This window comes from Enterobacter sp. ECC_219_Taxon_10 (assembly GCF_058354905.1).
Genome location: NZ_CM178005.1, coordinates 237,151 through 257,253, shown reverse-complemented (window position 1 = coordinate 257,253; position 20,103 = coordinate 237,151). Strand labels below are relative to the sequence as shown.

Below are 20,103 nucleotides of genomic sequence, written 5' to 3'. Positions count from 1 at the left end.
ATGATGTCTCGAATCGAAAATTAGCCGCAGTTTACCTGAATCACGGCTGAATTTCCTGCCAACGAACAAAAGCCGGACGCGAGGAGGCAACGGCGTCCGCCCAGCGCGTCGGCTCAGGTAAACGGTAGCCCTTCATGCAGCGCTGAACCCACGCCAGGGCGCTGTCCATACTGACCCGGTGCCCGGTGGCGATGAACAGCGGGTTACAGCGCGCCTTGCTGCGCCAGACCCACGCCAGCTGCTCGCCTTTATGGATGAGCGGCGCCAGCGCGCCAGGCTCTGGAGAGAGCGGCTCAAACGCGCCACACAGGCGTTTTTTTGCTACGCCAATGGTCGGCACGTCCACCAGCAGCCCAAAGTGGCTGGCAACGCCTAAGCGGCGCGGGTGGGAAATACCGTGTCCATCGACAAACAGCAGGTCAGGTTTTTGCGAGAGCTGTTCCCACGCTGCCAGCAGCGCGGGATATTCGCGAAAGGAGAGGAAACCCGGAATGTACGGCATGGTGGTCGCGATGCGCGCCACCTTGTACTCCACCAGCTCAAGAGAAGGGTATTTCAGTACGACCATCGCCGCTCGCGTCACTTCCCCACCCTGCTCGAACCCGACGTCCGCTCCGCCAATGTACTGCGGAGGATCCTTATCCAGACGATCCTCGCGGATCACCGATGAAGCCAGTTCGATTTGCTGAGCGCGTAGCGACGCGAGATCCATAACCTCTCCTTACTTGTGATACTGGGCTGAAAGCCGATGCACCGCCTCCACAAATACGCCTGCGTGTTCTGGCGGCACATCCTGATGGATGCCGTGGCCGAGGTTAAACACGTGGCCTTCACCCTGGCCGAAACCAGACAGTATAGTCGACACTTCTTCTTCAATGCGGGCTGGCGGCGCATAGAGCATGGACGGATCCATATTGCCCTGCAGCGCCACTTTATCGCCCACGCGACGGCGCGCTTCGGCGATATCGGTGGTCCAGTCGAGGCCCAGCGCGTCGCAGCCGGTTGCCGCCATCGCTTCCAGCCACTGGCCGCCACCTTTGGTGAACAGCGTCACCGGCACGCGGCGGCCTTCGTTTTCACGCAGCAGGCCGTCGACGATTTTGTGCATGTAGTACAGGGAGAACTGCTGATAATCGCGCCCGGTCAGCACGCCGCCCCAGGTATCGAAAATCATCACCGACTGCGCGCCCGCTTTAATCTGCGCGTTCAGATAGAGGGTGACACTCTTCGCCAGCTTGTCGAGCAGCGCATGCAGGGCCAGCGGCTCGGCGTACATCATCTTTTTAATCATGGTGAAGGCTTTGCTGCTGCCCCCTTCAACCATATAGGTCGCCAGCGTCCACGGGCTGCCGGAGAAGCCAATCAGCGGCACTTCACCTTTCAGCTCACGGCGAATGGTGCGTACGGCGTTCATCACGTAGCCCAGCTCGCCTTCCGGATCGGGGATCGGCAGCTTATCCACGTCGGCTTTGCTTTTGATTGGGGAGGTGAAGCGCGGGCCTTCGCCGGTTTCAAAATAGAGCCCAAGGCCCATGGCGTCCGGAATGGTGAGAATGTCCGAAAAGAGAATGGCGGCATCCAGCGGGAAGCGGCGCAGCGGCTGGAGCGTTACTTCACAGGCCAGCTCGGCATTTTTGCACAGCGACATAAAATCACCCGCCTGCGCGCGCGTGGCTTTGTACTCTGGCAGATAGCGTCCCGCCTGGCGCATCATCCACACCGGGGTGACATCAACGGGCTGGCGCAGCAGCGCACGCAGATAACGATCGTTCTTCAGTTCGGTCATTTTTGCAGTTCCTTAAGCGTCATGGCCTCAGTGTAACACTACTCATACTCGGCCCGACACATCGCCACGGTATCTTCTATCAGCCGACGCGCCACCGTACCCGGTGGGGGTAAAAGAGGCAGATCGTCATAACGATACCAGTTTGCCTCCAGCAGCTCTTTCTGGTCGATAACGATCTCGCCGCTATCATATTCAGCCATAAACGCCGTCATCAGCGACATCGGGAACGGCCACGGCTGCGAGGTGACGTAGCGCAGGTTTTTCACCTTGATTCCGCTCTCTTCCATCACCTCGCGCGCTACCGCCTGCTCCAGCGTTTCGCCCACCTCGACGAACCCGGCGAGGACGGTATGAATGCCGTTGCGATGGCGGGTATGCTGCGCCAGCAGGATGGAATCGTCGCGCCGGATGGCGACGATGATGCACGGCGCGATCTGCGGATAATAACGTTCACGGCAGTGGCCGCAGAGCAGCGCCCACTCGGTTTTGCTTGGGTGCATGGTATGCCCGCAATAGCCGCAGTATTTGTGCGAGCGATAAAACTCCGCCAGTTGCACGCCCCGCCCCGCGAGCTGGAACAGTCCCGCATCCAGATCAAGCACCTGGCGAACGGATCCCATATCCTGACGACGCGCTTGTTGGATCAACCATACGGGCTCACCCTGCCACTCGCCGATCCTGAGCGCAGGCAGGCCCACGAGATCGAACGTTTCTGCCGCACCGTAGGGTATTTCTCCACCGGGCAGCCACAACTTCTGTTCGTGACTGACGATCCACCAACCCAGATCTGATTTTTCAATAATACGATCCATATCTATTGCACTACCTTCGCTTCACTGACATGTTGTTAGCATTGTGGTTACATTTTGGATAAGTAGATCCCATTCTAAACTTTGCGGAGTCGACCATGTTAAACCAGCTAGAAAGCCTGACGGAGCGCGTTGGAGGAAGTAACACACTGGTGGATCGCTGGCTACATGTACGCAAGCATCTCCTCGTGGCGTATTACAATCTGGTCGGTCTTAAGCCTGGCAAAGAATCCTTTATGCGGCTGAACGAAAAAGCGCTGGATGATTTTTGTCAGAGCCTGGTCGACTACCTTTCCGACGGCCATTTCAACATTTATGAACGTATTATCCGCGAAATGGAAGGCACAAATCCCTGTTTAGCGGCCAGCAAACTTTGTCCACTACTGGAAGCCAATACCCAGCAGATTATGGATTACTACGATTCCACGCTCGAGAATGCCATCGATCACGATAATTATCTTGAGTTCCAGCAGGCGCTTTCCGACCTTGGCGAAGCGCTGGAAGAGCGATTCACGCTGGAAGATAAGCTGATCGCCCTCGCCCTGGATAACGGCCTGGACGTCAGCCACGAAGATAACGTCGTGCGCCCGGCTTGAGTTCTTAATCGTTAACGAGTAATTTACAACCATTCGCCCCTCTACGGAGGGGGATTTTTCTTGTCGGAGTGCCCAGCGCCTGAACGCGCGGGCTGAGACCGTTAATTCGGGATCCGCGGAACCTGATCAGGCTAATACCTGCGAAGGGAACAAGAGTTACACTGCTGTTGAATCGCCCCTGGGCGATCTTCTCTTGCTTCATCCGTCGTCTGACAAGCCATGTCCTTCACTTTTGGAATGAGCTATGTCTATCGCTAAATTGACCCGTCGCGAACAGCGCGAACACGCCCAACGCTTCATCGATACCCTGGAAGGGACCGCCTTCCCAAACTCGAAACGTATCTACATCACCGGCTCGCAGGCCGATATCCGCGTGCCGATGCGTGAAATCCAGCTTAGCCCGACGCTTATTGGCGGCAGCAAAGAGAACCCGCAGTACGAAGACAACGAAGCCGTGCCGGTGTATGACACCTCAGGCCCGTACGGCGATCCTGATGTTGCCATCAACGTCCAACAGGGCCTGGCAAAGCTACGCCAGCCGTGGATTGACGCGCGTAACGACTGCGAAGAGCTGAGCGTGCGCAGCTCTGCGTATACCAAAGAACGTCTGGCCGACGACGGTCTGGACGAGCTGCGCTTTACCGGCCTGCTGACGCCAAAACGCGCCAGAGCGGGCAAATGCGTGACCCAGTTGCACTACGCGCGCCAAGGGATCGTCACGCCGGAGATGGAGTTCATCGCCATCCGTGAAAACATGGGTCGCGAGCGCATCCGCAGCGAAGTGCTACGCCACCAGCATCCGGGCGAAGGCTTTGGCGCTCGCCTGCCGGAAAACATCACCCCGGAGTTTGTGCGTGACGAAGTGGCCGCCGGCCGCGCCATTATCCCCGCCAACATTAACCATCCGGAATCCGAGCCGATGATTATTGGCCGCAATTTCCTGGTGAAGGTCAATGCCAACATCGGCAACTCGGCGGTGACGTCATCCATCGAAGAAGAGGTGGAAAAGCTGGTCTGGTCAACGCGCTGGGGCGCGGATACGGTAATGGATCTTTCTACTGGCCGCTACATCCACGAAACCCGCGAATGGATCCTGCGTAACAGCCCGGTGCCGATCGGTACCGTCCCGATTTATCAGGCGCTGGAGAAGGTCAACGGTATCGCCGAAAACCTCACCTGGGAAGCGTTCCGCGACACGCTGCTGGAGCAGGCGGAACAGGGTGTGGACTACTTCACCATTCACGCAGGCGTGCTGCTGCGCTATGTGCCGATGACGGCGAAGCGTCTGACCGGCATCGTCTCGCGCGGCGGTTCCATTATGGCGAAGTGGTGCCTGTCCCATCATCAGGAAAACTTCCTCTACGAGCACTTCCGCGAGATCTGCGAAATCTGCGCCGCCTATGACGTCTCGCTGTCGCTGGGCGACGGCCTGCGTCCGGGCTCAATTCGCGACGCCAACGACGAAGCGCAGTTTGCCGAGCTGCACACGCTGGGCGAACTGACCAAAATCGCCTGGGAGTATGACGTGCAGGTAATGATTGAAGGCCCGGGCCACGTGCCGATGCAGATGATCCGCCGCAACATGACCGAGGAGCTGGAACACTGCCACGAAGCGCCGTTCTACACCCTGGGGCCATTGACGACCGATATTGCGCCGGGCTATGACCACTTCACGTCAGGCATTGGGGCGGCAATGATCGGCTGGTTCGGCTGCGCCATGCTCTGCTACGTGACGCCGAAAGAGCACCTCGGCCTGCCTAACAAAGAGGACGTGAAGCAGGGGCTGATTACCTACAAGATTGCCGCCCACGCGGCGGATCTGGCGAAAGGCCACCCGGGTGCGCAAATCCGCGACAACGCCATGTCCAAAGCGCGCTTTGAATTCCGCTGGGAAGACCAGTTTAACCTGGCGCTCGATCCCTTCACCGCCCGCGCCTACCACGATGAAACCCTGCCGCAGGAATCGGGTAAGGTGGCGCACTTCTGCTCCATGTGCGGGCCGAAGTTCTGCTCGATGAAAATTAGCCAGGAGGTGCGCGACTACGCCGCCGCGCAGACCATTGAAGTCGGCATGGCGGACATGTCAGAAAACTTCCGCACGAAAGGCGGCGAAATCTACCTCAAAAAAGAGGAGGCGTAATGTACCAGCCTGATTTCCCCTCCGTGCCCTTCCGTTTAGGGCTCTATCCGGTGGTGGACAGCGTGGAGTGGATCGAACGCCTGCTTGAGGCCGGCGTTCGCACCCTCCAGCTGCGCATCAAGGATAAGCGCGATGAAGAGGTAGAGGCCGATGTGGTCGCCGCCATCACGCTGGGACGCCGTTACGACGCGCGTCTGTTTATCAACGATTACTGGCGACTGGCGATTAAGCACCAGGCGTATGGTGTCCATTTGGGTCAGGAGGACCTGGAAACCACCGATTTGAACGCCATCCGCCAGGCTGGCCTGCGCCTTGGCGTTTCAACACACGATGACATGGAGATCGACGTGGCGCTGACGGCCCGCCCCTCTTACATCGCGCTGGGTCACGTCTTCCCGACGCAAACCAAGCAGATGCCCTCGGCGCCGCAGGGGCTGACGCAGCTGGCGAGTCACGTTAAGCGCCTTGCCGATTACCCGACCGTCGCCATTGGCGGAATCAGCCTTGAACGCGCCCCGGCAGTGCTGGAGACCGGCGTCGGCAGTATCGCCGTCGTCAGCGCCATCACCCAGGCCGCAGACTGGCGGTCCGCCACCGAACAGCTTTTACAGCTGGCAGGAGCTGGCAATGAATGACCGCGATTTTATGCGCTACAGCCGTCAGATCCTGCTGGAAGATATCGCCATCGACGGGCAGCAAAAGCTGCTCGCCAGCCGGGTGCTGATTGTTGGCCTGGGAGGATTAGGCGCGCCCGCCGCGCTCTATCTGGCCGGTGCGGGCGTGGGCACGCTGGTGCTGGCCGATGACGACGAAGTGCACCTCAGCAACCTGCAGCGGCAAATCCTCTTCACGACAGACGATGTCAACCAGCCTAAAGCGCAAGTTACGCGCCAGAGGCTGAATCAGCTCAACCCCGATATCGAACTGATTGCACTTCAGACGCGGCTGAGCGGTGAACATTTGCAGCGTGAAGTCGCCCTTGCCGACGCGGTGCTGGACTGCACCGATAATATGGCGACGCGTCAGGCCATCAACGCCGCCTGCGTGGCAGAGAATACGCCGCTGATCACCGCCAGCGCGGTGGGGTTCGGCGGGCAGATGATGGTCCTGACGCCGCCGTGGGCGCAGGGCTGCTACCGTTGCCTGTGGCCGGACGATGCCGAGCCAGCGCGCAACTGCCGCACGGCGGGTGTGCTTGGTCCGGTGGTGGGCGTGATGGGCACGCTGCAGGCGCTGGAGGCCATCAAGCTGCTCAGCGGCATGGAGACGGAGCGCAACACGCTGCGCCTGTTCGACGCCCGCTCCAGCGGCTGGCGCCATCTGGCGCTACACCGCGCCAGCCGCTGCCCGGTATGCGGAGGCCGCGATGCGCATTCTGTTTAACGATGAGCCGATGAGCTGCGACGACGGGCTTACCGTTGCCGTACTGCTCGATAAATTACGCCAGCTTAAGCCGGGAACGGCGCTGGCGCTCAATCAACAGATCCTGCCGCGCGAGCAGTGGGAACATCAGCAGGTCAATGAAGGCGACCAGATCCTGCTGTTTCAGGTTATCGCAGGGGGCTGACATGTTACGTATTGCCGATAAAGTCTTTGATTCGCATCTGTTTACCGGAACCGGAAAATTCGCCTCGCCACAGCTGATGGTGGATGCCATTCGCGAAAGCGGCAGCCAGCTGGTGACGCTGGCGCTTAAGCGCGTGGATCTGCGTCATCACAGCGATGCCATTCTTGCACCGTTGCTTGAAGCCGGCGTCACGCTGCTGCCTAACACCTCCGGCGCCAAAACGGCCGAAGAGGCGATTTTCGCCGCACAGCTGGCGCGGGAAGCGCTCGGCACCCGCTGGCTGAAGCTGGAAATTCACCCGGATGCCCGCTGGCTGCTGCCCGACCCGATCGAGACGCTGAAAGCGGCAGAAAAGCTGGTGCAGCAGGGGTTTACCGTTCTGCCTTACTGCGGCGCGGATCCCGTGTTGTGTAAGCGTCTGGAAGAGGTCGGCTGCGCCGCCGTCATGCCCCTGGGCGCCCCCATTGGCTCCAATCAGGGGCTGGAAACCCGCGCAATGCTGGAGATCATCATCGAGCAGGCGACCGTGCCGGTGGTGGTGGATGCGGGCATCGGCGTTCCCAGCCACGCCGCGCAGGCGCTGGAGATGGGTGCCGACGCGGTGCTGGTGAATACCGCGATTGCGGTAGCTGACGATCCGGTGATGATGGCGCGCGCGTTCCGTCTTGCCGTGGAGGCTGGCGTGCTGGCCAGAGAATCAGGTCCCGGCTCACGCAGTTTCCAGGCACAGGCTACCAGCCCGCTGACCGGTTTTCTGGAGGCGATCTCATGAGCACGTTTACCGAGCGCTGGCGCGAGCTTAACTGGGACGACATTGCCCTGCGCATCAACAGCAAAACGGCGGCTGACGTGGAACGCGCGCTGAATGCCCGTCATTTGACCCGTGAGGATCTGATGGCCCTGCTCTCTCCGGCAGCCAGCGCCTACCTTGAACCGATGGCACAGCGCGCTCAGCGCCTCACCCGGCAACGGTTTGGCAACACGGTAAGCTTCTACGTCCCGCTCTATCTCTCGAACCTGTGCGCCAACGACTGTACCTACTGTGGTTTCTCCATGAGCAACCGCATCAAGCGGAAAACGCTCGATGAAGAGGAGATCGCACGCGAGTGTGCCGCCATTCGTGAAATGGGGTTTGAGCATCTTCTGCTGGTTACGGGCGAGCATCAGGGGAAAGTGGGAATGGACTACTTCCGTCAGCATCTTCCGGCGATACGTCGGGAGTTTGCGTCGTTGCAGATGGAGGTTCAGCCCCTGTCGCAGGACGAGTATGCAGAGTTAAAAACGCTCGGGCTGGATGGGGTCATGGTCTATCAGGAAACTTACCACGAGACGACGTACGCCCGGCATCACCTGAAGGGGAAGAAGCAGGATTTCTTCTTCCGGCTGGAAACGCCGGACAGGCTGGGCCGTGCCGGGATCGACAAAATCGGGCTGGGTGCGCTAATTGGGCTTTCAGACAGCTGGCGGGTTGATTGCTACATGGTGGCAGAACATCTGCTGTGGCTGCAGCAACACTACTGGCAAACCCGATACTCCATCTCCTTCCCGCGCCTGCGCCCCTGCGCAGGAGGCATTGAACCGGCTTCGCTGATGGATGAACGCCAGCTGGTGCAGACCATCTGCGCGTTTCGCCTGCTCGCCCCGGAAGTAGAATTATCGCTCTCAACACGTGAGTCCCCGGCGTTTCGCGATCGCGTCATTCCCCTTGCGATTAACAACGTCAGCGCGTTTTCCAAAACGCAGCCGGGCGGTTATGCAGACGACCATCCGGAGCTGGAGCAGTTTGCACCGCATGACGGACGGCGTCCAGAAGCCGTTGCCGCCGCCCTGACGACACAGGGTCTGCAGCCTGTCTGGAAAGACTGGGACAGCTGGCTGGGAAGAGCCTCGCAATGACGATGAAACGCACTGCAACACGGTAAAAAATTGTCGAGGCGCTACGGAAAGGCAAAACCGGATGATTGTCAGCGATCGTCCGGTTTTTTATTGTCATCAGGTCAGCAACGGACGCTGACCAGGGCGAAAAGCTTCTTCCTCGTTTCGCCCTGCCTCAGACTCCGTGTATAAGATGGGCGACATGGCATGAATAAGGTATTTCTTAGTGATTCTTAAGATAAATCATCTCGTCTGAAATTGGGTTCCGTATAATTCACCGCTAACCGCAGGACAGCGACTATGCTGAGAGGATATCGGCAGACGAAAAGTATTCACCATCAGGATCGATGTACAACTCATGGCACTTCACAGCAAAAAGCTCTCTTTTACCCGGCCAATCATGCTTAGCTTCGCGGGGATCCTGTGCAGTTTTGCGCTGATCGCAGTCGTGGTCACGCTTTCGCAACAAAAGGATTTTCTTGAGGACTATCATAAGATTAATGGGAATTTCACCCATAACCTTGCGGTGAACTACACCGAGTCTATCCTGCGTGAAAATGACTATATTCTGGGACGCTCCGCCATCTACTTTGCGCGCGACGACAAGCTAAACGAGACCCTCAACCTTAACCCGACGCAAGGTCTGCAGATGATGATGCATTTGCAGAATCTGATGCCGACCGTATCATCCATCTCGCTGGCAGACACGCAGGGACATTATCTGCGCGCGCCGGAAGTGCTCCCCACGGAAAAGAGCAAAACTTTCGATCCCCGGACGCGGCCGTGGTTTGTCGCCCAGGCTGAAGCCAGTATCTTTAGCCACTATACCCGCCCCTATATGGATTACTTCACCGGCCACCCGACGGTAACCGTCTATAAGCCGTTAATTTCACCAGAAGGCCGCCTTAAGGGCACGCTCGCGTTTCATCTTGATTTGACGTCAATGGGCTACACCCTGCGCCAGATGGTCGCCCCTGTTCAGGGGGAATTCTTCGTCGTCGAACGTGATGGCGCCGTTGTGCTGCACCCTGATACTGGCGCGCTCTTCAAACAGTATGTGAGCGAAGCGCTGATGGACAAAATGACCAGCGGCGAAGGCCATCTCTACGACAAGAAAACCAACGCCTGGTATTACTACTACTCTTTCACAAATCCGGACTGGTTTGTTATCTACCGGGTCTCTGGCGCAACGCTTACCGATATTACCCGCCACGAAACGACGATCGTAGGCTGGGGTTTCGCGCTGGCGGCCATCATTATCATTCTCTTCGGCCTCTATCTGCGCCATGCCTCACGTACCGTGCTGATGACCATTATCAACGCGATCAAAACGGGCGATGTCAGCCAGGCACCGCGTCTGGAAGCGATGCTGAGCCACACCATCCAGTCCAATAAAGAGCGTGAGATGGCATATGTCCGCCAGGCCACTCACGATGCGCTGACGGGCTGCAAAAACCGCCGTGCGTTCGATAGCGATGTAGAGGAATTATTAAGCGCCCACCAGCCTTTCGCGATGGCGCTGGTTGATATTGATAACTTCAAGTCAATTAACGACACGTGGGGACATCTGAGCGGTGATATCGTCCTGCGTAACGTGGCGCGTGAGGGGATCCAGATAATGCAGCCCCATAACGTCTCGGTCTACCGCTACGGTGGCGAAGAGTTCGCGGTGATCTTCCAGGCCGAGCAGATCGCTGCCGCATTCTCATTGCTTGATGCATGGCGCACCGCCGTTGAAAGGCGCGCCTGGCGGGAAGAAAACCTGCACGTCACGTTCAGTGCGGGTCTCGGTGAATGGCACTTCGAACCGCTGGAACAATTTGTCGAAAGCGTTGATAGCGCCCTCTACAGCGCGAAACGGCAGGGTAAAAACCGCATTATCCGAACAGCCATCAGCTAATCCCCCACCTCACAGCCCGCCCGTTCCCCACGGGTGAGGTTGACGGTCATACAAATTGTAACCGGTTTCAGAAATTCGCCGGTTTCTTTGTGATGCCTGACACACAATCGTGGTAAAGCGGTTGTTGAAGCCCTCTGTGCGAGATAATTATCAATAAACACATGTAGATCGAGGCTGATTATGAAGAACATCGTTTTATGCTGTGCAGCGGGAATGTCAACCAGCATGCTGGTTCAACGTATGAAAGACGCCGCGCAGAAAAAAGGGGTTGAAGTCACCATTAAAGCCGTTCCGGTTGCGGAGTTTAAAGACAACATCGCGACGGCCGACATCGTATTGCTGGGGCCACAGGTTAAATACGAGCAGGCTAAACTGCAGGCGCAGGCCGACCCGCTGGGCAAAAAGGTCGCGGTGATCGACATGATGGATTACGGCATGATGAAAGGCGATGCCGTACTGGAAAAAGCACTCAAGCTGCTGGAGTCATAATGGACGACTTAGAAACCACGATCATGGAACTGCTGGTCAATGCAGGTGCGGCACGCAGCGCGGCCCTGATGGCCCTGCAGATGGCGCGTAAAGGTGAGTTTGACGAAGCTGAGAAAGCGATGGAAGAGTCGCGCGAATATGTGAAGCACGCGCATATGATCCAAACGCAGCTTATCGGCCTTGACGAAGGGACCGGGAAACTGCCGGTTAACCTGATCACCGTTCATTCTCAGGACCACCTGATGAACGCGATGGTTATTCAGGATCTGGCGGGCGATATGATTGAGCTTTATCGACGCATCCCGCTAGTGAATTGAAGACATGCAGATATAAAAAAAACCCGCCGAGGCGGGTTTTTTATTTACGGCATCAACGATTACTCGTTGTCGGAACCGCCCAGACCTGCGTTCAGCAGTTCTGCAAGGCTCGCGGAGGCATCTTCAGCAGTAACCTGCGGTGCAGCTGGCAGTTCGCCCGCTGCGCGACGACGCATACGATCCTGGTGGTACGCATAACCGGTACCGGCCGGGATCAGACGACCCACGATGACGTTCTCTTTCAGACCGCGCAGTTCATCACGTTTACCTGCAACAGCGGCTTCGGTCAGGACACGAGTCGTCTCCTGGAACGATGCTGCAGAGATGAAGGACTCGGTTGCCAGAGACGCTTTGGTGATACCCAGCAGATCGCGTGCGAAGGTCGCACCGATTTTGCCATTCGCTTCGAGATCGCGGTTAGCGATCTTAACGCGTGAGTATTCAACCTGCTCGCCTTCCAGGAAGTCGGAGCTGCCCGCGTTTTCGATGGTTGCTTTACGCAGCATCTGACGAACGATAACTTCGATGTGCTTATCGTTAATCTTAACGCCCTGCAGGCGGTATACGTCCTGTACTTCGTTAACAATGTAACGAGTAACAGCATGCACACCACGAAGACGCAGGATGTCGTGCGGCGCTTCTGGACCGTCGGAAACCACGTCACCACGTTCTACACGTTCGCCTTCGAACACGTTGAGCTGACGCCACTTAGGAATCATCTCTTCGTACGGCTCGCTGCCATCTACTGGCGTGATAACCAGACGGCGCTTGCCTTTGGTCTCTTTACCGAAGGAGATGATGCCGCTGATTTCAGCCAGGATTGCAGGCTCTTTCGGACGACGTGCTTCGAACAGGTCCGCAACGCGTGGCAGACCACCGGTGATGTCCTTGGTACCGCCGGATTCCTGAGGAATACGCGCCAGGGTGTCACCAGAGCTGATCTGTACGCCATCTTCCAGCTGTACAATCGCTTTACCCGGCAGGAAGTACTGCGCAGGCATATCGGTACCCGGGATCAGAACGTCGTTACCCTGAGCATCAACGATTTTCAGCGCAGGACGCAGATCTTTACCACCGGTAGTACGTTCTGCAGAATCCAGAACCACCAGAGAAGACAGACCGGTCAGCTCGTCGGTCTGACGAGTAATGGTCTGGCCGTCGATCATGTCAGTAAAGCGGATGAAACCACTTACTTCGGTGATAACCGGCATGGTGTGTGGATCCCAGTTTGCAACGGTTTCACCGCCGGCAACCTGCTCGCCATCACCTTTCGCCATAACAGCACCGTAAGGCACTTTATAGCTCTCTTTGGTACGACCGAATTCGTCGATCAGCTTCAGCTCGGTGTTACGAGAAGTGATAACCAGTTTACCGCTGGAGTTCACAACCGATTTCGCGTTGCTGAGCTTGATGCTACCTTTGTTTTTCACCTGGATGCTGGATTCAGCAGCCGCACGAGATGCCGCACCACCGATGTGGAACGTACGCATCGTCAGCTGTGTACCCGGCTCACCGATGGACTGTGCCGCGATAACGCCGATGGCTTCACCTTTGTTGATGATGTGGCCACGCGCCAGGTCACGACCGTAGCAGTGCGCACATACACCAAAGTCGGTGTCACAGGATACAACGGAACGCACTTTCACGGAGTCAACAGAGTTCGCTTCCAGCAGGTCACACCACTGTTCGTGCAGCAGCGTGTTGCGTGGAACCAGAATGTCTGCGGTGCCCGGCTTCAGGATGTCTTCCGCGGTTACACGACCCAGTACGCGATCGCGCAGCGGCTCTTTAACATCACCACCCTCGATAACCGGGGTCATGGTGATACCTTCGAGGGTGCCACAATCGTCTTCGGTCACAACCAGATCCTGCGCAACGTCAACCAGACGACGCGTCAGATAACCGGAGTTCGCTGTTTTCAGTGCGGTATCCGCCAGACCTTTACGCGCACCGTGCGTGGAGATGAAGTACTGGAGTACGTTCAGACCTTCACGGAAGTTCGCGGTGATTGGCGTTTCGATGATGGAGCCATCCGGCTTCGCCATCAGACCACGCATACCTGCCAGCTGACGAATCTGTGCTGCGGAACCACGCGCACCGGAGTCGGCCATCATGTAGATGCTGTTGAAGGAAACCTGCTGCTCTTCTACGCCGTCACGGTTAATCACGGTTTCGGTTTGCAGGTTATCCATCATCGCTTTGGATACACGATCGTTCGCCGCAGCCCAGATATCGATAACTTTGTTGTAACGTTCGCCCGCGGTGACCAGACCAGACTGGAACTGCTCCTGGATTTCCGCAACTTCAGCTTCCGCTTCAGAGATGATCTCGTGTTTCTTCTCTGGGATGACCATGTCATCGATACCAACAGATGCACCTGAACGCGCTGCATAAGCAAAGCCGGTATACATTGTCTGGTCAGCGAAGATAACGGTCGGCTTCAGACCCAGAATGCGGTAACAGGTGTTCAGCATTTTGGAGATCGCTTTCTTACCCAGCGCCTGGTTGACGATGGAGAAAGGCAGACCTTTCGGTACGATCATCCACAGAATGGCACGGCCAACGGTCGTGTCTTTCAGGCTGGTTTTCGCAACGAATTCGCCGTTTGCATCTTTTTCGTATTCGGTGATACGCACTTTAACGCGCGCATGCAGAGAGGCCAGGCCAGCGCGATAAATACGCTCAGCTTCTTTCGGGCCAGTCAGCACCATGCCTTCGCCTTTGGCGTTAACACAGTCACGGGTCATGTAGTACAGACCCAATACAACGTCCTGAGAAGGAACGATGATTGGCTCACCGTTCGCTGGAGACAGGATGTTGTTGGTAGACATCATCAGCGCACGCGCTTCGAGCTGGGCTTCCAGCGTCAGCGGTACGTGAACAGCCATCTGGTCACCATCGAAGTCGGCGTTATAAGCCGCACAGACCAGCGGGTGCAGCTGGATAGCTTTACCTTCGATCAGAACTGGCTCAAATGCCTGGATACCCAGACGGTGCAGTGTTGGTGCACGGTTCAGCAGTACCGGGTGTTCGCGGATCACTTCGTCCAGGATATCCCAAACGACAGCTTCTTCACGCTCAACCATTTTCTTAGCGGCTTTGATGGTGGTGGCGAGTCCTCGCAGCTCCAGCTTGCCGTAGATGAACGGTTTGAACAGCTCCAGTGCCATTTTCTTCGGCAGACCGCACTGATGCAGACGCAGGTATGGACCTACGGTGATTACAGAACGACCGGAGTAGTCAACACGCTTACCGAGCAGGTTCTGACGGAAACGACCCTGTTTACCTTTGATCATGTCGGCCAAAGATTTCAGAGGACGTTTGTTAGAACCGGTGATCGCACGACCACGACGACCGTTATCCAGCAGGGCATCTACCGCTTCCTGCAGCATACGTTTTTCGTTGCGTACGATGATATCCGGCGCAGCCAGATCCAGCAGACGTTTCAGACGGTTGTTACGGTTGATCACGCGACGATACAGATCGTTCAGATCGGACGTTGCGAAACGACCACCATCCAGCGGAACCAGCGGACGCAGATCTGGCGGCAGAACCGGCAGAACGGTCAGGATCATCCACTCTGGTTTGTTACCAGACTGAACGAACGCTTCCAGCAGTTTGATACGCTTGGTCAGCTTTTTACGCTTGGTTTCGGAGTTGGTTTCGTTCAGCTCTTCACGCAGCTGCTCGCACTCTTGCTCCAGATCCATGCTCTTCAGCAGGGCCTGAATAGCTTCCGCACCCATCTTCGCGTCGAATTCGTCACCGAACTCTTCCAGCGCGTCCAGATACTGCTCTTCAGTCAGGATCTGGTGACGTTCCAGGTTCGTCATCCCGCCTTCGATAACCACATAAGATTCGAAGTACAGTACACGTTCGATATCGCGCAGCGGCATATCCAGCAGCAGGCCGATACGGGACGGCAGAGATTTCAGGAACCAGATGTGAGCAGTCGGAGACGCCAGCTCGATGTGGCCCATACGCTCACGGCGTACTTTGGTCTGGGTCACTTCAACGCCGCACTTCTCACAGATCACACCACGGTGTTTCAGGCGCTTGTACTTACCGCACAGGCACTCGTAATCTTTTACTGGCCCGAAAATACGTGCACAGAAAAGGCCGTCACGCTCAGGTTTGAACGTACGGTAGTTGATGGTTTCCGGCTTTTTAACTTCACCGAAAGACCATGAACGGATCATGTCTGGCGAAGCCAGAGCAATTTTGATCGCATCAAACTCTTCGGTTTTAGTTTGCGCTTTCAGAAACTTTAATAAGTCTTTCACGGATTTGCTCCCGTCGGAGTTAGCACACTCTGCTGTCGGGCGTTAACCCGACAGCAGTGACCTGTTTGAGCGAGAATTACTCGTCTTCCAGTTCGATGTTGATACCCAGCGAACGAATCTCTTTCAACAGTACGTTGAAGGATTCTGGCATGCCCGGCTCCATCTGATGGTTGCCGTCCACGATGTTTTTATACATCTTGGTACGACCGTTCACGTCATCAGACTTAACGGTGAGCATTTCCTGCAGGGTGTATGCCGCGCCATATGCTTCCAGCGCCCACACTTCCATCTCCCCGAAGCGCTGACCACCGAACTGTGCCTTACCACCCAGCGGCTGCTGAGTAACCAGGCTGTAAGAACCGGTAGAACGAGCGTGCATCTTGTCGTCGACCAGGTGGTTCAGTTTCAGCATGTACATGTAACCAACGGTTACTGGACGCTCAAACTGTTCACCGGTACGGCCGTCAAACAGCGTAATCTGACCAGACGTTGGCAGACCACCCAGTTGCAGCAGCTCTTTAATTTCAGCTTCTTTTGCACCGTCGAATACCGGCGTTGCAATTGGCATACCTTTGCGCAGGTTCTCTGCCAGACGCAGCACTTCTTCATCGCTGAAGGTGTTCAGGTCGACTTTCTGACGCACATCGGTACCCAGATCGTAGGCACGCTGGATGAATTCGCGCAGTTTCGCGACTTCCTGCTGCTGTTTCAGCATGGCGTTGATCTTGTCGCCAATACCTTTCGCAGCCATACCCAGGTGGGTTTCCAGAATCTGACCGATGTTCATACGAGACGGTACGCCCAGTGGGTTCAGTACGATATCTACCGGCGTACCGTTAGCATCGTGCGGCATATCTTCGATCGGGTTGATCTTAGAGATAACACCCTTGTTACCGTGACGACCTGCCATCTTATCACCAGGCTGGATCTGACGTTTAACGGCCAGATACACCTTAACAATCTTCAGCACGCCTGGTGCCAGATCGTCGCCCTGAGTGATTTTGCGGCGTTTCGCTTCGAGTTTTTTCTCGAACTCGTGTTTCAGTTCGTCATACTGCTCAGCCAGCTGTTCCAGCTGATTTTGTTTCTCTTCGTCGGTCAGGCCCAGTTCCAGCCAGCGATCGCGTGGCAGTTTGTCGAGCTTCTCAGCTTCAACACCACCGGCAACCAGCACCGCATAAATACGGCTGAACAGACCCGCTTCGAGGATCTGCAGTTCTTCAGACAGGTCTTTCTTAGCCTGCTTGAGCTGCATCTCTTCGATTTCCAGCGCACGCTTATCTTTCTCAACGCCATCACGAGTGAAGACCTGAACGTCGATAACCGTACCGGAAACACCGTTTGGTACGCGCAGAGAAGAGTCTTTAACGTCAGACGCTTTCTCACCGAAGATTGCACGCAGCAGTTTCTCTTCTGGCGTCAGCTGGGTTTCACCTTTCGGCGTAACCTTACCAACCAGAATGTCGCCGCCGGTCACTTCCGCACCGATGTAAACAATACCGGATTCATCCAGTTTGGAGAGCGCAGCTTCACCCACGTTAGGGATGTCGGCAGTGATCTCTTCTGGCCCCAGCTTGGTGTCACGGGACACACAGGCCAGTTCCTGAATGTGGATGGTGGTGAAACGATCTTCCTGAACCACACGCTCGGAGACGAGGATGGAGTCTTCGAAGTTGTAACCGTTCCACGGCATGAACGCTACGCGCATGTTCTGACCGAGCGCCAGTTCACCGAGGTCGGTGGACGGACCGTCTGCCAGCACGTCGCCGCGCTCAACTGGCTCACCCAGAGATACGCAAGGCATCTGGTTGATACAGGTGTTCTGGTTAGAACGGGTGTATTTGGTCAGGTTGTAGATGTCGATACCCGCTTCGCCCGGATACATCTCGTCTTCGTTAACTTTGATAACGATACGGGATGCGTCGACGTACTGAACGGTACCGCCACGCTTAGCAACTGCAGTAACACCGGAGTCAACGGCAACAGCACGTTCCATACCGGTACCAACCAGCGGCTTATCAGCACGCAGAGTTGGAACGGCCTGACGTTGCATGTTCGCACCCATCAATGCACGGTTGGCGTCATCGTGTTCCAGGAACGGGATCAGGGACGCACCGACGGATACCACCTGCTGGGTGGAAACGTCCATGTAGTCAACCTGGTCGCGGCTGAACAAGCTGGATTCGCCTTTGCTACGGCAGGTAACCAAATCTTCTACAAAGTGGCCTTCGTCATCCAGGTTGGAGTTCGCCTGAGCGATAACGTAGTTGCCTTCTTCGATAGCAGACAGGTAGTGAATTTCGTCGGTAACAACACCGTCAGTCACTTTACGGTACGGGGTCTCGAGGAAACCGTATTCGTTCGTCTGTGCGTAAACGGACAGGGAGTTGATCAGACCGATGTTTGGACCTTCAGGCGTTTCGATTGGACATACGCGACCGTAGTGCGTCGGGTGTACGTCTCGAACTTCGAAGCCTGCACGTTCACGGGTCAGACCGCCCGGGCCGAGTGCGGAGATACGACGTTTGTGCGTAATCTCAGACAGCGGGTTGTTCTGGTCCATGAACTGAGACAGCTGGCTGGAACCGAAGAACTCTTTCACTGCTGCAGAAATCGGCTTGGCGTTGATCATATCCTGAGGCATCAGGGTATCCAGATCACCCAGAGACAGACGCTCTTTCACCGCACGCTCTACACGTACCAGGCCAACGCGGAACTGGTTTTCCGCCATTTCGCCTACGGAGCGGATACGACGGTTGCCGAGGTGGTCGATATCGTCCACTTCGCCTTTACCGTTACGGATATCGATGAGCTTCTTCATCACTTCGATGATGTCGTCTTTGCTCAGGATACCGGAACCTTCGATTTCATCGCGCAGCAGAGAACGGTTGAACTTCATACGACCTACCGCGGACAGATCGTAGCGGTCTTCGGAGAAGAACAGGTTCTCGAACAGGCTTTCAGCCGCTTCGCGAGTTGGTGGCTCACCAGGACGCATCATGCGGTAGATTTCGACCAGCGCGCTCAGACGATCGGTCGTTGGGTCGACGCGTACAGTCTCAGAGATGTACGGACCGTGGTCCAGATCGTTGGTGAACAGCGTTTCGATACGTTTGTGGCCAGACTGGCTCAGCTTAGCCAGCAGATCCAGGCTCAGCTCCATGTTAGCCGGGCAGATCAGCTCGCCAGTTGATTCATCAACGTAATCTTTCGCGGCTACTTTTCCTGCAATGTATTCAACCGGAACTTCGATGTGTTTGATATCATCTTTTTCCAGCTGGCGGATGTGGCGCGCGGTGATACGGCGACCTTTTTCCACATACACTTTGCCGTCGGCTTCGATGTCGAACGACGCGGTCTCACCACGCAGACGTTCCGGCACCAGCTCCATCTGCAGCTTGTTGTCGCGGATTTCAAAGATCACTTTCTCAAAGAACAGGTCCAGGATCTGCTCAGTGGTATAGTTCAGTGCACGCAGAATGATGGTTGCAGGCAGTTTACGACGACGGTCGATACGGACAAACAGGTTGTCTTTTGGATCGAACTCGAAGTCCAGCCATGAACCACGGTAAGGAATGATGCGTGCGTTATACAGTACTTTACCGGAAGAGTGTGTTTTACCTTTATCGCTGTCGAAGAAGACGCCCGGGCTACGATGCAGCTGGGAAACGATAACACGCTCAGTACCGTTGATGACGAAAGTACCGTTGTCTGTCATGAGTGGAATCTCACCCATGTAGACTTCTTGTTCTTTAATGTCTTTTACGGTGCCTTCCGGCGCTTCGCGCTCGTAGATCACCAGACGCAGTTTTACGCGCAGCGGTGCGGAATAGGTCACGCCACGGATCTGACATTCCTGAACGTCAAACACCGGTTCGCCAAGGCGGTAGCTGACGTACTGCAGCTCGGAGTTACCGCTGTAGCTCTGAATCGGGAACACGGAACGGAAGGCTGCTTCCAGACCGTACTGCCCTTCAGGATCTTGCTCGATAAACTTCTGGAACGAGTCAAGCTGGATAGAAAGGAGATATGGAATGTCCAGAACTTGTGGACGTTTACCAAAATCCTTACGAATACGTTTTTTCTCGGTATAGGAGTAAACCATAGGGTTCCTCAGCTCGCTGACAAGTCGACCCATCTGTCCGACGAAGGGACAGTTTGTGCAACACCATTTTGTGGACCGGAAAATTGAATACTTTCCGCAATACCTGTTGCTATCACGCTTAAACCATTTCATTGCGATTTACACAGAGCGAGCACCCTGTCGCAGTATATTAAGTCGTCGATAGAAACAAGCATTGTCAGGACAATCAGCAGTCAAACAGTGTGAAATGCTACTGA

15 protein-coding genes and 1 riboswitch are annotated in these 20,103 nt (G+C 56.1%); of the genes, 10 read left to right on the top strand and 5 right to left on the bottom strand.

Annotated features, from left to right (window positions below):
* Positions 1 to 40 precede the first annotated feature (40 nt).
* The 3 genes from nfi to nudC are packed head-to-tail and all read right to left on the bottom strand — an operon-like array spanning position 41 to position 2,598.
* Positions 41 to 712 (bottom strand): deoxyribonuclease V, encoded by a 672-nt coding sequence (gene nfi / locus AC4ICF_RS01115; protein WP_023331768.1) that lies wholly within the window; start codon positions 710 to 712, stop codon positions 41 to 43.
* Positions 713 to 721: 9 nt separating this feature from the next.
* Positions 722 to 1,786 (bottom strand): uroporphyrinogen decarboxylase, encoded by a 1,065-nt coding sequence (hemE, locus tag AC4ICF_RS01110; RefSeq protein ID WP_163331134.1) that lies wholly within the window; start codon positions 1,784 to 1,786, stop codon positions 722 to 724.
* A gap of 38 nt (positions 1,787 to 1,824) precedes the next feature.
* Positions 1,825 to 2,598, bottom strand: a complete 774-nt coding sequence (nudC, locus tag AC4ICF_RS01105; protein WP_163331135.1) for an NAD(+) diphosphatase — start codon at positions 2,596 to 2,598, stop codon at positions 1,825 to 1,827.
* 95 nt (positions 2,599 to 2,693) lie between these two features.
* Here nudC and AC4ICF_RS01100 point away from each other — a divergent pair, with 95 nt between their 5' ends.
* The 10 genes from AC4ICF_RS01100 (at position 2,694) to AC4ICF_RS01055 (ending at position 11,479) form a co-directional block, all read left to right on the top strand.
* Positions 2,694 to 3,191, top strand: a complete 498-nt coding sequence (locus AC4ICF_RS01100) for an Rsd/AlgQ family anti-sigma factor (RefSeq protein ID WP_061096558.1) — start codon at positions 2,694 to 2,696, stop codon at positions 3,189 to 3,191.
* Positions 3,192 to 3,245: 54 nt separating this feature from the next.
* A riboswitch (TPP riboswitch) is annotated at positions 3,246 to 3,357 on the top strand.
* Positions 3,358 to 3,435: 78 nt separating this feature from the next.
* Positions 3,436 to 5,331: a phosphomethylpyrimidine synthase ThiC gene (gene thiC / locus AC4ICF_RS01095; RefSeq protein WP_316380454.1), complete on the top strand. Its 1,896-nt coding sequence runs from the start codon at positions 3,436 to 3,438 to the stop codon at positions 5,329 to 5,331.
* Entirely contained in the window at positions 5,331 to 5,966 is a 636-nt protein-coding gene (thiE, locus tag AC4ICF_RS01090; protein ID WP_163331137.1) for a thiamine phosphate synthase, read from the top strand. Before thiC ends, thiE begins: the two co-directional genes overlap by 1 nt.
* Positions 5,959 to 6,714 (top strand): HesA/MoeB/ThiF family protein, encoded by a 756-nt coding sequence (locus AC4ICF_RS01085; protein ID WP_116344073.1) that lies wholly within the window; start codon positions 5,959 to 5,961, stop codon positions 6,712 to 6,714. Before thiE ends, AC4ICF_RS01085 begins: the two co-directional genes overlap by 8 nt.
* On the top strand, positions 6,698 to 6,898 hold the full coding sequence (gene thiS / locus AC4ICF_RS01080; protein ID WP_163331138.1) for a sulfur carrier protein ThiS: 201 nt from the start codon (positions 6,698 to 6,700) through the stop codon (positions 6,896 to 6,898). The genes AC4ICF_RS01085 and thiS overlap by 17 nt, the downstream gene beginning before the upstream one ends.
* Position 6,899: 1 nt before the next feature.
* Positions 6,900 to 7,670 carry a thiazole synthase gene (gene thiG, locus AC4ICF_RS01075; protein ID WP_316380453.1) on the top strand — a complete coding sequence of 257 codons (771 nt, stop codon included), beginning with the start codon at positions 6,900 to 6,902 and terminating at the stop codon, positions 7,668 to 7,670.
* Positions 7,667 to 8,794: a 2-iminoacetate synthase ThiH gene (gene thiH / locus AC4ICF_RS01070; RefSeq protein ID WP_316380452.1), complete on the top strand. Its 1,128-nt coding sequence runs from the start codon at positions 7,667 to 7,669 to the stop codon at positions 8,792 to 8,794. The genes thiG and thiH overlap by 4 nt, the downstream gene beginning before the upstream one ends.
* Positions 8,795 to 9,131: 337 nt before the next feature.
* Complete coding sequence (locus AC4ICF_RS01065) at positions 9,132 to 10,673, top strand: sensor domain-containing diguanylate cyclase (RefSeq protein WP_163331139.1); 1,542 nt, start codon at positions 9,132 to 9,134, stop codon at positions 10,671 to 10,673.
* Positions 10,674 to 10,853: 180 nt separating this feature from the next.
* Positions 10,854 to 11,162, top strand: a complete 309-nt coding sequence (locus tag AC4ICF_RS01060) for a PTS sugar transporter subunit IIB (protein ID WP_010425948.1) — start codon at positions 10,854 to 10,856, stop codon at positions 11,160 to 11,162.
* Positions 11,162 to 11,479, top strand: a complete 318-nt coding sequence (locus tag AC4ICF_RS01055; RefSeq protein ID WP_316380450.1) for a PTS lactose/cellobiose transporter subunit IIA — start codon at positions 11,162 to 11,164, stop codon at positions 11,477 to 11,479. The genes AC4ICF_RS01060 and AC4ICF_RS01055 overlap by 1 nt, the downstream gene beginning before the upstream one ends.
* 59 nt (positions 11,480 to 11,538) lie before the next feature.
* Here AC4ICF_RS01055 and rpoC read toward each other — a convergent pair whose 3' ends face one another.
* Positions 11,539 to 15,762 carry a DNA-directed RNA polymerase subunit beta' gene (rpoC, locus tag AC4ICF_RS01050; protein WP_116344079.1) on the bottom strand — a complete coding sequence of 1,408 codons (4,224 nt, stop codon included), beginning with the start codon at positions 15,760 to 15,762 and terminating at the stop codon, positions 11,539 to 11,541.
* A gap of 76 nt (positions 15,763 to 15,838) precedes the next feature.
* On the bottom strand, positions 15,839 to 19,867 hold the full coding sequence (gene rpoB / locus AC4ICF_RS01045; RefSeq protein WP_061096566.1) for a DNA-directed RNA polymerase subunit beta: 4,029 nt from the start codon (positions 19,865 to 19,867) through the stop codon (positions 15,839 to 15,841).
* Positions 19,868 to 20,103: the final 236 nt, after the last annotated feature.